We start from the raw sequence: 13,548 nt of genomic DNA, 5'->3' as shown, positions 1-13,548 counted from the left end.
GCGAAGAACATGGGGAACGGGGCTCTCAGCGGTGCGGTGATCGCGGTCGCCGGCGCCGGCGGACCGGCCGGCCGGGCCGCACTGCTCAGGCTGGCCGAGGCGGGCGCGACGGTCGTCGGCGCCGACAACGACCCGGAGCGGCTCGCGGAGGCCGTGGACGCGGCGCGCTACGCCTCCGGCGGCGCGACCGTCACCGGCGAGACCGTCGACCTGCTGAACCTGGAGGCCACCCGCGACTGGGCGAGCCGCACCGAGAAGGAGTTCGGCCGGGTCGACGGCCTGGTCCACCTCGTCGGCGGCTGGCGCGGCAGCGAGACCTTCATCAAGACCAGCCTGGACGACTGGGACTTCCTGGAGCTGCTGCTCATCCGCACCGTGCAGCACACCTCCCTGGCCTTCTCCGAGGCGCTCCAGCGCAGCGACCGCGGCCGGTACGTCCTGATCAGCGCCGCGGGCGCGACCAAGCCCACCGCGGGCAACGCCGCCTACGCCGCCGCGAAGGCCGCCTCCGAGGCGTGGACGCTGGCGATGGCCGACTACTTCCGCAAGGCCGGGGGCGAGCAGGGGCCGACCTCGGCTGCTGCGATCCTGGTGGTGAAGGCGTTGGTGCACGACGCGATGCGCGCCGAGCGCCCCAACGCGAAGTTCGCGGGCTTCACGGACGTCAAGGACCTCGCCGAGGCCATCGTCGGCGTCTGGGACAAGCCCGCCGCGGAAGTGAACGGACAGCGTCTGTGGCTCACCGAGAAGCCGTGAACCCCCCGAAGACCGACGCCCGCCGCCACCACGACCCGGAGGTCCGGGGCTTCGCCAGCGACAACTACGCCGGCGCCCATCCGGAGGTGATGGCCGCCCTGGCCCTGGCCAACGGCGGCCACCAGGTCGCGTACGGCGAGGACGACTACACCGAGCACCTCCAGGGCATCATCCGCAGCCACTTCGGGCCCACCGCGGAGGCGTTCCCGGTCTTCAACGGCACCGGCGCGAACGTCGTCGCGCTCCAGGCGGTCACCGACCGCTGGGGCGCGGTGATCTGCGCCGAGAGCGCCCACATCAACGTGGACGAGGGCGGCGCGCCCGAGCGGATGGGCGGCCTGAAGCTGCTCACCGTGCCCACCCCGGACGGCAAGCTCACCCCCGAGCTGATCGACCGGCAGGCCTGGGGCTGGGAGGACGAGCACCGCGCGATGCCGCAGGTCGTCTCGATCACCCAGAGCACCGAGCTGGGCACGCTGTACACCCCGGACGAGATCCGCGCGATCTGCGAGCACGCCCACGCCCACGGCATGAAGGTGCACCTCGACGGCTCCCGCATAGCCAACGCGGCGGCCTCGCTGGACGTGCCGATGCGCACGTTCACCAACGCCGTCGGCGTCGACATCCTCTCCCTGGGCGGGACGAAGAACGGCGCGCTGTTCGGCGAGGCGGTCGTCGTGCTGAACCCGGACGCGGTGCGCCGGATGAAGCATCTGCGCAAGCTGTCGATGCAGCTGGCGTCGAAGATGCGGTTCGTGTCCGTGCAGCTGGAGGCGCTGCTCGCCAAGGACCTCTGGCTGCGCAACGCCCGACACGCCAACGAGATGGCCCAGCGCCTCGCCGAGGGCGTCCGCGCCGTGCACGGGGTGGAGATCCTCTATCCGGTGCAGGCCAACGGCGTCTTCGCCAAGCTCCCGCACGACGTGAGCGAGCGGCTGCAGAAGCGGTTCCGGTTCTACTTCTGGGACGAGGGCGCGGGGGTCGTGCGCTGGATGTGCTCCTTCGACACCACCGAGGACGACGTGGACACGTTCGTGGCCGCGCTCAAGGAGGAGATGGCGCGCTAGCGTCCGACGCCGGCCGGTACGGCTGTGCATAGTTATGCGGTCACCTGAAAAGTCATTGACTGTCGGGTGATCGCATTCCTATGCTCTGCGGGCATGCAGCTGATCCAGGAACACCCCGACCTTTCGGCGTACTTGGCCGCCGACGAGGCCATCGACCACCACCATCCGCGGGTGCGGGAGACCGCCGCCCGGCTGGCGCGCGACGCCGAGGACTCGTATTCCTATGCGCGGCTCGCCTTCGAATACGTCCGTGACACCATCCCGCACTCCGCGGACTCCGGCGACCTCCGCGTCACCTGGCGCGCCTCCGACGTCCTGGAGCAGCGCACCGGCATCTGCTACGCCAAGGCCCACGCCCTCGCCGCCCTGCTGCGGGCCGAGGACATCCCGACCGCGCTGTGCTACCAGCGACTGGCGCACGACGACGGTTCCGGGCACGCCCTGCACGGCCTGGTCGCCGTCCGCTTCCACGGCGCCTGGCACCGCCAGGACGCGCGCGGCAACAAACCCGGGGTCGACGCCCGGTTCTCCCTGGACGGGGAGCGGCTTGCCTGGATCCCCGACCCGGAGTCCGGCGAGCGGGACTACCCGGTCCTGTACGCCCGGCCCCATCCGGCCGTGCTGAGCGTCCTCAAGGCCGCACCCGACCGGCCGTACCTCTGGAAGACGCTCCCCACCGAGCTGCCGCGGGCTCGGTGACGCTCACTCCGGGGGCGTGACGGACGCCGGGCCCAGCTTCTCCCGCGCACACCTGCGGAAGTCCGCCACCAGCCGTCCGCGCTCCTCGGCCCGGGTGGCCAGCACCACATGGCTCGGGTCGACGCCCTCCAGCGGGACCGTGGTGAGGTCGGGACGGATGGTGTGCACCCGGGGGCTGCCCGGGACGATCGCCACCGCCTGGCCGTCGGCGATCAGCTCGTACTTGTCCTCCATGACGTCGACCACCGGCCCGTCCGGCGCCGGACGTCCGTCGGGCCGGGGGTCGATGCGCCAGTACGCGTTCCACACCGGGTCGTCCCGCACCTGCGGCGTGGGCTCGCCCGCGATGTCGTCCAGGGTGACCGACTCCTTGCCGGCCAGCGGGTGGTCGAGCGGCAGCATGACCATCCGCGGCTCGTCGTACAGGACGGTCACCTCCAGCCCGTCCGTCGCCAGCGGCAGCCGTGTCACCACCGCGTCCACCCGGCGCTCCAGCAGCGCCGCACGCGCCTCGTTCCAGCCGAGGTGGAGGGCGTGCACCTCGGCGTGCGGATGGCGGCGGCGCAGCTCCCGCACCGCCGGGGTGACGATCAGGGAGGTGGTGTACCCGACGGCGAACCGGCTGGGCCGGGCGGCGGCCCGGGTGTGCGCCGCGGCCTCCGCCGCCGAGCGCAGCAGCGCCCTCGCCCGCGGCAGGAACACCTCCCCGGCCTCGGTGAGCCGGGTGCCGCGCGGCGTGCGGTCGAACAGGCGGGCGCCCAGCTCCTGCTCCAGCCGGCGGATCTGCCGGCTCAGCGACGGCTGGGCGACCCGCAGGGCCTCGGCGGCCCGGCCGAAGTGGCCGTGCTCGGCGACGACCGTGAAGTACCGCACGAGACGCAGATCGAGGTCGGACGGCGGCTGCGGCGAGGAGGACATGCCCCAACGGTACGCGCAGACACCGGGTCTGGGCTGCGGTGATGCCCGAAACGTATTGCGCGCTGCGGAACAGGTCTTGGACCCGGGCCGGCCGGGACGCGCAGGGTGGAGGCACCGGCCCGGACCTTCCCGGGCCACGGGACTTCCCCCGAACCTCGCTGAAGGAGTGCACCCCTGTGCGTGTCTTCGTCACCGGCGCGACCGGTTTCGTCGGATCCGCCGTCGTCCGCGAGCTGCTGGACGCCGGACACCAGGTCCTCGGGCTCGCCCGCTCCGACCGGGCCGCCGCGGCGCTGAAGGACGCCGGCGCCGAGGCCCACCGCGGCGACCTCGACGACCTCCACGCCCTGCGCGCGGGAGCCGCCGCCGCGGACGGCGTGATCCATCTCGCGTTCGTCCACGACTTCGCCCACTACGACGCCGCCGCGCGCACCGACCGGCGGGCCATCGAGACGCTCGGCGAGGAACTGGCCGGCTCCGGCCGGCCCTTCGTCGTCACCTCCGGCACCGCACTCGTCGCGCCGGGCCGGCCACCGAGGAGGACGTGCCCGGCCCTGCGGCCTCGGCGGTCGCGCGGACCTCGGAGCAGACCGGCCTGGCCTTCGCCGGGCGCGGCGTACGGGTCTCGGCGGTGCGGCTGTCGCCGACGGTGCACGGCGAGGGCGACCACGGCTTCGTGCCGCGGCTGATCGAGATCGCCCGCGAGATGGGCGTCTCCGGCTACCCGGGCGACGGCTCGAACCGCTGGTCGGCGGTGCACCGGAGGGATGCCGCCCGGCTGTTCCGGCTCGCGCTGGAGTCGGCACCGGCGGGCGCGCGGCTCCACGGCGTCGCCGAGACGGGCATCGCGGTCCGTGACATCGCCGAGGCCATCGGCCGGCACCTCGGGCTCCCGGTGACCTCCGTGGCCCCCGAGGACGTGCCCGGGCACTTCGGCTGGATCGGCCCCTTCTGGTCCCTGGACGTCCCGGCCGGGAACGAGCTGACACGGGCGCGGCTGGGCTGGGAGCCGACGGAGGAAGGACTGCTCGCCGACCTCGACGCCGGGCACTACTTCGCCTGAGCGGAGCGGTCCACTACGTCCGCTGCGCCACGCAAGGGCACTGCGTCCGCTGCGCCACGCGCGGCCCTGCGTCCGCTGAGCGACGCCGGCACCGCAGCGGCCGAGGCCCGGTGGGACCGCGCCCGGCCGGCTCGCGGTCAGCCGACCTCCGCCGCCCGCACCTCGTCCGGCGTGGGCGCCGTACCGCCGAGGTGGGCCGGCATCCACCAGGTGTCGTCCGAGCCCTTGGGGCGGACCGGGTAGGCGCGCTGCGCGGCCTCCAGCAGTTCCTGCACCCGCTCGCGCAGCCGCCGGGTGATCGCCCCCGCGTACTGGTCGCGGGGCGCCTCGACCGGCTCGCCCACCCGGATCGTGATCGGGGTGTGGCTGCGCTTGAAGTTGCGCGGGTGGCCCTTGGTCCACAGCCGCTGCGTCCCCCACACCGCCATCGGGATCAGCGGGACACCCGCCTCCTGGGCGAGGCGGGCGGCGCCCGACTTGAAGCTCTTCAGCGTGAAGGACTGCGAGATCGTGGCCTCGGGGAAGACCCCGATCACCTCGCCGGAGCGCAGCGAGTCCAGGGCGTGCGCGTAGGCCGCCTCGCCCTGGCCGCGGTCCACCGGGATGTGCTTCATGCCGCGCATCAGCGGGCCGGAGATCCGGTGCCGGAACACGGACTCCTTCGCCATGAACCGCACGAGCCGCTTCTGCGGCAGGGCGGCGAGCCCGTTGAAGATGAAGTCCAGATAGCTGATGTGGTTGCTGACCAGCACCGCGCCGCCCGAGCGCGGGATGTTCTCCGAACCCCTGCAGTCGATCTTGAGGTCCCACACCTTGAACATCGTGCGGGCGAGACCGATGACGGGACGGTAGACGAGTTCAGCCATGGGCGGGGCGGACCCTTCCTTCTTCTCTGCAGGGACTCTTCTGCCAGGGAAGGGGACTCCCGGCGGGAAAGTTACGCGGCCGTAGGTTTACGGCTTGTGGCAGATCGTGCCCGAAGAACGCGCGGGGAGCCACCCCGCGTGCCGTTCCCCGGCGAGATCCTCGTCACGTCCCCGCCATGATCCACCTGCGCTTTTACGGTCGCTTTACTCCGTGCGAACCGTCACGCGCCGCCCCAGCAGGTACATCTCACATCCCAGGCAGTACCCGAAAACGGCGTTCAGAAAAGCCGCCGCCAGCGCCGCCCCCGTCGCCGCGAGACCGAGCCAGCCGGGGCCCAGCGCGTAGCCGACCAGCCCGAGACCGGCGAAGACGAGCCCGACCGCCTGCGCGAACCTCGGCGGCTCCGGCGGCTCGAACGCGATCGGCGGCCCGATCCGCGGCCGTACCAGCACGCGGAAGAGCAAGCCGTACGGCGACCGGGCCACCCCGCCGGCCGCGCCGAGCGCGAAGGCGAGGGTCTGCCAGGCCAGCAGCCAGGTGCTGGAGGTGATCAGGACGGCCGCGAGCACGACCGTCGTCACGGCCGCGCCGAACCGCGGCCCCCGTACGTCGATGTCCATGGGAAGCAAGCATTCCGCACCCGGACCGGCCCCGGGAGCGGGGAATCTTTGCAGTCTCGTGAAGAGTTGTACGGGAGATGACCGGACTGGTGGTGTGCGTGGCGGTGCTCGCGGCGGCGAGCGTCTACGGAGTGCTGCAACGGCGGCGGAGCGGGAGGATACGGGTGCGCGGGCGCGACGAAGGGAAGCGGCTGGGCGCCGCGGAGCTGGGCGGGGACCTCGGCGAGCGCGCGACGCTGGTGCAGTTCTCCAGCGCGTTCTGCGCCCCCTGCCGGGCGACCCGGCGCGTCCTCGGAGAGGTCGCGGCCCTGGTCCCGGGCGTGGCGCACATCGAAATCGACGCCGAGGCCCGGCTGGAACTGGTGCGCGCGCTGGACATCCTGAAGACCCCGACCGTGCTCGTCCTGGACGCCGAGGGCCGGGTGGTGCGCCGGGCCACCGGACAGCCCCGCAAGGCGGACGTGATCGCGGCGCTGGGAGAGGCCGTGTGAGCGGCCGTGTGAGCGACCGTGTGAGCGACCGGGTGACGCGAGTGAGCCTGCTCCCACATCGCGGAACGTACTTGACTGCGCACGTCAACTATCGTCAGCCTGACCTTATGCCTTCGGAACTCCTTCTCTACGGGCGCGTCCACGTGGACCTCGCCCGGACCGCGAGCGCGTGCTGTCCGAGCTGCTGAGCAGCCACGCATCCGCTCGTCATCCCCGGCAGAAGGACAACTCCATGACGGCCGTGCCCGAACTGGCCACCCCCGCCCTCGCCTCTCCCGACCTGCTGCGCTCGGTCTTCCGGCGCCATGCGGCGGGAGTCGCCGTGATCACCGCCCGCGGCGCCGACGGCCCCGTCGGCTTCACCGCCACCTCCCTCACCTCCGTCTCGGCGGAGCCCCCGATGCTGTCCTTCGGCATCGGGACCGGCGCCTCCAGCTGGCCGGCGATCGCCCGGGCCGACCACGTCGGCGTCCACATACTCGGCGAGCACCAGCAGGAGCTGGCCGCCACCTTCGCCCGCAGCGGCGCCGACCGCTTCGGCGCCCCGACCGTCTGGCACGAGGGCCCCGAGGGCGTGCCCGTCCTCGACGGCGTCCTGGCCTGGCTGGTGTGCCGGGTCGTCACCCGGGTGCCCGCCGGGGACCACCGGATCGTGCTCGCCGAGGTGACGCTCGGAGACCCCGCCGGCCCGGGCCGTCCGCTCCTCTACCACCAGGGCCGCTTCACTGCTCTGCGTGATTGATCACGGTCCGGCTCTCCTGCGGCCTCGTCCCATTCCGGTTACGCTGCGTTGCACAGGTCACAGTTCAAAGCGCTTGCTTAGCGGGCAGGAACTGGGTGTACTGACGAGTAATATTTCGGTCGGAGCGCGGGTCGCCCCGGACCGGGATGGGCCGCTTCAGGCGCCTATGCTGCCTGCAAGCAGGCAGCCGAGAAATGACGATGCAGTAGGAGAGCCGGCGTGAGCTTGAGGATCGTTGTCACTGTGAAGTACGTGCCCGACGCCACTGGCGACCGGCACTTCGCCGATGACCTGACCGTCGACCGGGACGACGTGGACGGTCTGCTCTCCGAGCTGGACGAGTACGCGGTCGAGCAGGCGCTGCAGATCTCCGAGAACTCCGACGACGACGTCGAGGTCACCGTCCTGACGGTGGGCCCCGAGGACGCCAAGGACGCCCTGCGCAAGGCGCTGTCCATGGGCGCCGACAAGGCGATCCACGTCGAGGACGACGACCTGCACGGCACCGACGCCATCGGCACCTCCCTGGTCCTGGCCAAGGCCATCGAGAAGGCCGGCTACGACCTGGTCATCTCCGGCATGGCCTCCACCGACGGCACCATGGGTGTCGTACCGGCGCTGCTCGCCGAGCGCCTCGGCGTCCCGCAGGTCACCCTGCTGTCCGAGGTCTCCGTCGAGGACGGCACGGTCAAGGGCCGCCGCGACGGCGACGCCGCGAGCGAGACGCTGGAGGCGTCCCTGCCTGCGGTCGTGTCGGTCACCGACCAGTCGGGCGAGGCCCGCTACCCGTCCTTCAAGGGCATCATGGCGGCCAAGAAGAAGCCGGTCGAGTCCTGGGACCTGGAGGACCTGGAGATCGACGCCGAGGAGGTCGGTCTCGACGGCGCCTACACCGTGGTCGACGGCGCGGCCCAGCGTCCCGCGCGCACCGCGGGCACGATCGTCAAGGACGAGGGCGAGGGCGGCAAGCAGCTCGCTGAGTTCCTCGCGAGCCAGAAGTTCATCTAAGGGTCGTCGGCCCGTTGAGGCTCACCTTCCCTTCCGCCCCCAAGACTTCGCATTCCGCAGGAGAGCAATCCCATGGCTGAAGTTCTCGTCTACGTCGACCACGTGGACGGTGCCGTCCGCAAGCCGACCCTGGAGCTGCTGACCCTGGCCCGCCGCATCGGCGAGCCCGTCGCCGTCGCCCTCGGCAACGGCGCCGCCGACACCGCCGCCGCCCTCGCCGAGCACGGCGCGGTCAAGGTCCTCACCCACGACGCGTCCGAGTACGCCGAGTACCTGGTCGTGCCGAAGGTGGACGCCCTGCAGGCCGCCGTCGAGCAGGTCTCCCCGGCCGCCGTGCTGGTGCCGTCCTCCGCCGAGGGCAAGGAGATCGCCGCCCGTCTGGCGCTGCGCATCGGCTCCGGCATCATCACCGACGCCGTCGACCTGGAGGCCTCGGACAACGGTCCGGTCGCCACCCAGTCGGTGTTCGCCGCCTCCTTCACCACCAAGTCCCGCGTCGCCAAGGGCACCCCGGTCATCACGGTCAAGCCGAACAGCGCGGCCGTCGAGGCCGCCCCGGCCGCCGGCGCGGTCGAGGCCCTGTCGGTGACCTTCTCCGACAAGGCGACCGGCACGAAGATCACCGGCCGTACCGCCCGTGAGTCGACGGGCCGCCCCGAGCTGACCGAGGCCGCGATCGTGGTCTCCGGCGGCCGTGGCGTCAACGGCGCCGAGAACTTCTCGATCATCGAGGCGCTCGCCGACTCCCTCGGCGCGGCCGTCGGTGCCTCGCGTGCCGCCGTCGACGCCGGCTGGTACCCGCACACCAACCAGGTCGGCCAGACCGGCAAGTCGGTCTCGCCGCAGCTGTACATCGCCAACGGCATCTCCGGCGCGATCCAGCACCGCGCCGGCATGCAGACCTCGAAGACCATCGTGGCCGTCAACAAGGACCCCGAGGCCCCGATCTTCGAGCTGGCGGACTACGGCGTCGTCGGCGACCTGTTCGACGTCGTCCCGCAGCTGACCGAGGAGATCAAGGCCCGCAAGGGCTGATCCCCGCACCAGCGGCCCGAGGCCCCCGTGACCCGCGCGGTCACGGGGGCCTCGGCGCATCCTGGAACCCGGGACGTGCCCGCGCCGTGGACAGGGTGTTGACCTGCGGGAAGATCGGCGGATAACTTCACTCTACGGATTGTTGATTCCGTACAGCGGAAAACAGGGTTGCGCGATCAGGAGGGTGCGGGATGGGTCAGGGCCAGCAGGAGAAGGTGTCGACGAGCCTCGCGGGCGCCGTCAGCGAGGAGATCAGCGCCTCGCTCGCCCCGGTCGACGCCGAACTGGAGCGCCGCTACCCCGGAGACCCCGGCACCCGCCAGCCCGTCCACACCGTCTACGTCCCCGGCGACGTCTTCGTCGCCGGCACGATCCGCTCCTGGGGGGACCAGGCCCTCGCCGCCCTCGACGAACACGCCCCGGACACCGCCTCCTTCGCCGCCGTCCTCGGCCTGCCCGACGACCTCGCCGAGCCCGTGTACGCCCGGGTCCGCGCCAAGCTGGAGCGCGAGCCGGTGGAAGACCTGCGCGTCGACTTCGAGGACGGCTACAAGGGCGCCGACGAGGACCAGGACGCCGCCCGCGCCGCCCGGCTGATCGCCGAGGCGTACGCCGGCGGCACGGCCGCGCCGTACATGGGCATCCGCATGAAGTGCATGGAGGCCGCCGTCCGCGACCGCGGCATCCGCACCCTCGACATCTTCCTCTCCGGCCTGCTGGAGCACGGCGGCCTGCCCGACGGACTCGTCCTCACTCTTCCCAAGGTGACCTACCCCGAGCAGGTCACCGCGATGGTCCGCCTCCTGGAGGCGTTCGAGAAGACCCGCGGCCTCACGCCCGGCCGGATCGGCTTCGAGATCCAGATCGAGACCAGCCAGTCCATCCTCGCCGCCGACGGCACCGCCACCGTCGCCCGCATGATCCAGGCCGCCGAGGGCCGCGCCACCGGCCTGCACTACGGCACCTTCGACTACAGCGCCTGCCTCGGCGTCTCCGCCGCCTACCAGGCCAGCGACCACCCGGCCGCCGACCACGCCAAGGCGATCATGCAGGTCGCCGCCGCGGGCACCGGCGTACGCGTGTCGGACGGCTCGACGAACGTCCTGCCCGTCGGCCCCACCGAGAAGGTCCACGACGCCTGGCGGCTGCACTACGGCCTCACCCGCCGCGCCCTGGCCCGCGCCTACTACCAGGGCTGGGACATGCACCCCGGCCACATCCCCACCCGCTACGCGGCCGTCTTCGCCTTCTACCGCGAGGGCTTCGAGCAGGCCGCCGCCCGCCTCGCCCGCTACGCCGCCCACACCGACGGCGACGTCATGGACGAGCCCGCCACCGCCAAGGCCCTCAGCGGCTACCTGCTGCGCGGACTGGACTGCGGCGCCCTCGACGACACCGAGGTGGCCGAGGCGACCGGCCTGACCCGCACCGCCCTGGAGGGCTTCGCGGCCCCCCGGCGCGGCGACCTGACCGCGACGGCCCGGTAACCGCCCCCGGGGCGCAGGATCGGTCACAGCCGCGGCCGACGGCCGCCGCCGTCACCGCCGCCCCGTAGTCTGTACGGCGCCGAAGTGCGTGTCACAGAAACGGGGCAGTGGTGACGACGGGGGAGTACGGACAGACGGACGGGGCCGGCCGGCTGCTGGCCGGGCGCTACCGGATCACGGCGCAGCTCGGCCGGGGCGGTATGGGTGTCGTCTGGCGGGCGGTCGACGAGGTCCTCGGCCGCGAGGTCGCCGTCAAGGAACTGCGCACCTACACGGACGCCGACGCGCCCGAACTCGCCGACCTGCGGCTGCGCATGCAGCGCGAGGCCCGCGCGGCGGCCCGGGTACGCCACCCCGGTGTCGTCGCCGTGCACGACATCGCCGAGGTGGACGGCCGCCCCCTGATCGTCATGGAACTGGTCGACGGGCCGTCCCTGGACGACGTGCTGCGCCGGAGCGGCACCCTCGACCCGCGCGAGGCGGCCGTCATCGGCGCGAAGGTGACCGACGCGCTGGCCGCCGCGCACGCCGCCGGTGTCCTGCACCGCGACGTGAAGCCCGGCAACATCCTCCTCGACCGGTCGGGCCGCGTCGTGCTGACCGACTTCGGCATCGCCACCATGGACGACCCCGGCGACGGCTCCGCCACGCACCTCACCCGCAGCGGCGAGATCGTCGGCTCCCTCGACTACCTCGCCCCCGAGCGCGCCCAGGGCGCCCATCCCGGCCCCGCCTCCGACGTGTGGGCCCTCGGCGCCACGCTGTACGCGGCCGTGGAGGGCGCCTCGCCCTTCCGCCGCACCTCCACCTTCTCGACGCTCACCGCGATCGTCGGCGAGCCGCTGCCCGAGCCCCGCCTGGCCGGCCCCCTGGCCCCCGTCCTTCGGCGGCTGATGGACAAGCGCCCCGACGCCCGCCCGGACGCGGCCGAGGCCCGCGAGCTGCTGGAAGCGGTGGCGGCCGGAAGCCCCGACGCACCGACGTCCCCGCTGCGGGGCGGCCCGGTGCCCCCCGCACACCAGGAGACCGAGCGCAGCCTGCCCGCCGTACCACCGGGCTTCGGGCCGGTGCAGCCGACGGGGCCAGGGGTTGGGGTGGCGGGTCCGGGAGCGGTGGGTCCGACGGCGGCGGGGCCGGGGTCGGCGGGGCAGCCCCCGTCGGGTGCGCCCGGCTTCTACGGGCACGGGGCTCAACTCGCATCGGGCGCCCCCGCGACGCACCCCGCCCCCGCCTTCGGCGCCGCAGCGCATCCGCCGCACCCGTACGGCCCGACCGGCCCCGCCTCCACCCCCACGGCGGTCACCTCCACCCCGCCCCGCCGGAAGGGGCGCGCGCTCCTCGCCGCCCTGGCCGTCACCGTCGTGCTCGCCGCCGCCGGGGTCACCGTCGCCCTGGTGAGCAACGGCGACGACCCGGCAGCGCCGCGGGCCGGATCCGGCCCGGAGGCCTCCCAGGCGTCCCTCGGCGCCTCCGCACCGACCACGACCAACGGCACCGTCCGCTCCGGCGCACCCTCGCCCAAGGCCACGACGACAGATGACGGGAAACAGCCCGGCGCGTCCCCGACGCCCGAGGCGGGCACCCACGAGCCCGAACCCACCGCGGCACGCGAGACGACCACCGCCCCGTCGAGGTCCGCCGCCGCGGGCGGCACCGGCGGTACGACGGGCGGGGGCGGCACCGCCACCAGCCGGGCACCGGCACCCGCGCCCGCCTGCCACGCCATCGGCGGCGGCAAGTACAACTGCCAGGTCTGGCGCACCGCAACGTCCTACACCGCCTCGGGCAGCCAGGCCGGCGTCCTCAACGCGGGCACCAACTACTTCTACTGCCAGCAGAACCTGGGCCGCCGCGAGACCTACGGCGAGTGGACCAACGTGTGGTGGGCGAAGACGGACGACGACAGCGGCAACACCGGCGTGTGGGTCAGCGACGTCTACGTGAAGGGCGGCAACAACGACGAGCCGGTGCCCGGACTCCCGGTCTGCTGAGCCCCGACGTACCGCTCCAGCCCGGACGCCGTCACCCACTGCTCCTCCGCCAGCAGCCGCGTCCCCCGCGCGCACAGCGCCGCGTCCGCCCGCGCCCGCGCGCAGAACTCCTCCGGCGTGCCCCCGAACAGCTCCCGCAGCCGAGGCGAGCGCAGCAGCAGCTCCGTCAGCAGGGCGCGCTGGCCGGGGTGGCCGCGCGGGGTGCCGGGGCTGCCGTCGTGCAGCACGCCGTGCCGGTTGACGTACCCGAACACCCCGGGGAGGGCCGGCCCGCCCTCCGGCTCCACCCGCACGTCCGGCGCGGGCAGCCAGGCGCGGCGGAAGTTGCCGCGCGCCAGCGGCACGCCCTCGCTGGCGTCGACGACCGCCAACTGCTCGGCGTCCAGCCAGATGACGAACAGCTCCCGTACGGCGCCGGGGGCCCGCACCGGCGACGCCGAGACATAGCCGAGGCGGCTGACGTGCGCGGAGACGCCCACGTCCAGGCCGCGCACCCGGCACCGCACCATCGGGACCGGCGAGGACAGACCGGCCTCGTCCAGCTTGTGCCGGAGCTGGGCGGGGCAGGCGTTGGAGCCGACCGCGAGCACCGGCGCCCGGTCCTCGTACACCAGCCGGTCCAGCGGCAGCAGCCGGTCGCCGTCCAGCAGCCCGGACTCCCGCGGCCACGCCCCCGGATACAGCAGCGGATTCTCCCGCGGCGCGTCGGCCAGCCCGAGCGCCACGAGCGTACGGTCGCCCCCGTCCGCTCGGTCGCGGTCGGCGGGCGCGGGTTGTGTGGGTCGTCCCTCGGTGCGGTCCTCC

General features: G+C 73.3%; 14 protein-coding genes and 1 pseudogene. 11 read left to right on the top strand and 4 right to left on the bottom strand.

Annotation, left to right across the window (positions count from 1 at the left end):
* Positions 1-9: 9 nt before the first annotated feature.
* From IE308_RS13275 to IE308_RS13265, 3 genes are all read left to right on the top strand, one after another.
* A complete protein-coding gene (locus IE308_RS13275) occupies positions 10-756 on the top strand; it encodes an SDR family NAD(P)-dependent oxidoreductase (protein ID WP_162655701.1) in 747 nt (248 codons plus the stop codon).
* Positions 753-1,823: a threonine aldolase family protein gene (locus IE308_RS13270; RefSeq protein WP_110626574.1), complete on the top strand. Its 1,071-nt coding sequence runs from the start codon at positions 753-755 to the stop codon at positions 1,821-1,823. The genes IE308_RS13275 and IE308_RS13270 overlap by 4 nt, the downstream gene beginning before the upstream one ends.
* Positions 1,824-1,916: 93 nt before the next feature.
* On the top strand, positions 1,917-2,522 hold the full coding sequence (locus IE308_RS13265; RefSeq protein WP_190218046.1) for a transglutaminase domain-containing protein: 606 nt from the start codon (positions 1,917-1,919) through the stop codon (positions 2,520-2,522).
* A 3-nt stretch (positions 2,523-2,525) separates the two neighbouring features.
* On the opposite strand, the gene IE308_RS13260 is transcribed toward IE308_RS13265, so the two are convergent.
* The gene (locus IE308_RS13260; protein ID WP_190218045.1) at positions 2,526-3,440 is read right to left on the bottom strand and encodes a LysR family transcriptional regulator; all 915 of its coding nucleotides are present in this window, start codon (positions 3,438-3,440) and stop codon (positions 2,526-2,528) included.
* A 176-nt stretch (positions 3,441-3,616) separates the two neighbouring features.
* Here IE308_RS13260 and IE308_RS13255 point away from each other — a divergent pair.
* A pseudogene (locus IE308_RS13255) lies at positions 3,617-4,503 on the top strand (SDR family oxidoreductase).
* Between the two features lie 137 nt (positions 4,504-4,640).
* On the opposite strand, the gene IE308_RS13250 reads toward IE308_RS13255, so the two are convergent.
* Positions 4,641-5,369: a lysophospholipid acyltransferase family protein gene (locus tag IE308_RS13250; protein WP_110626570.1), complete on the bottom strand. Its 729-nt coding sequence runs from the start codon at positions 5,367-5,369 to the stop codon at positions 4,641-4,643.
* Between the two features lie 204 nt (positions 5,370-5,573).
* Positions 5,574-5,990, bottom strand: coding sequence for a DUF4395 domain-containing protein (locus tag IE308_RS13245; protein ID WP_190218044.1), 417 nt, complete (start codon positions 5,988-5,990; stop codon positions 5,574-5,576).
* A gap of 77 nt (positions 5,991-6,067) precedes the next feature.
* Here IE308_RS13245 and IE308_RS13240 point away from each other — a divergent pair, with 77 nt between their 5' ends.
* The 7 genes from IE308_RS13240 (at position 6,068) to IE308_RS13215 (ending at position 12,744) form a co-directional block, all read left to right on the top strand.
* On the top strand, positions 6,068-6,481 hold the full coding sequence (locus tag IE308_RS13240) for a TlpA family protein disulfide reductase (RefSeq protein ID WP_110626568.1): 414 nt from the start codon (positions 6,068-6,070) through the stop codon (positions 6,479-6,481).
* A 107-nt stretch (positions 6,482-6,588) separates the two neighbouring features.
* A complete protein-coding gene (locus IE308_RS37445) occupies positions 6,589-6,669 on the top strand; it encodes a putative leader peptide (RefSeq protein WP_366504475.1) in 81 nt (26 codons plus the stop codon).
* 44 nt (positions 6,670-6,713) lie between these two features.
* Positions 6,714-7,223, top strand: coding sequence for a flavin reductase family protein (locus tag IE308_RS13235; RefSeq protein WP_110626567.1), 510 nt, complete (start codon positions 6,714-6,716; stop codon positions 7,221-7,223).
* Between the two features lie 219 nt (positions 7,224-7,442).
* A complete protein-coding gene (locus tag IE308_RS13230) occupies positions 7,443-8,231 on the top strand; it encodes an electron transfer flavoprotein subunit beta/FixA family protein (protein WP_110626566.1) in 789 nt (262 codons plus the stop codon).
* 72 nt (positions 8,232-8,303) lie between these two features.
* A complete protein-coding gene (locus IE308_RS13225; protein WP_110626565.1) occupies positions 8,304-9,266 on the top strand; it encodes an electron transfer flavoprotein subunit alpha/FixB family protein in 963 nt (320 codons plus the stop codon).
* A gap of 191 nt (positions 9,267-9,457) precedes the next feature.
* Positions 9,458-10,753 carry a DUF6986 family protein gene (locus IE308_RS13220; protein ID WP_190218043.1) on the top strand — a complete coding sequence of 432 codons (1,296 nt, stop codon included), beginning with the start codon at positions 9,458-9,460 and terminating at the stop codon, positions 10,751-10,753.
* Between the two features lie 110 nt (positions 10,754-10,863).
* Positions 10,864-12,744, top strand: coding sequence for a serine/threonine-protein kinase (locus tag IE308_RS13215; RefSeq protein WP_190218042.1), 1,881 nt, complete (start codon positions 10,864-10,866; stop codon positions 12,742-12,744).
* On the opposite strand, the gene IE308_RS13210 is transcribed toward IE308_RS13215, so the two are convergent.
* A complete protein-coding gene (locus IE308_RS13210; RefSeq protein WP_190218041.1) occupies positions 12,690-13,469 on the bottom strand; it encodes a hypothetical protein in 780 nt (259 codons plus the stop codon). The two genes, IE308_RS13215 and IE308_RS13210, sit on opposite strands and share 55 nt — an antisense overlap.
* Between the last annotated feature and the right edge of the window lie 79 nt (positions 13,470-13,548).

The organism is Streptomyces griseosporeus, from assembly GCF_014656055.1.
GTDB classification, from domain to species: Bacteria; Actinomycetota; Actinomycetes; order Streptomycetales; family Streptomycetaceae; genus Streptomyces; species Streptomyces griseosporeus.
This window is presented reverse-complemented; position numbering and strand designations above follow the sequence as displayed.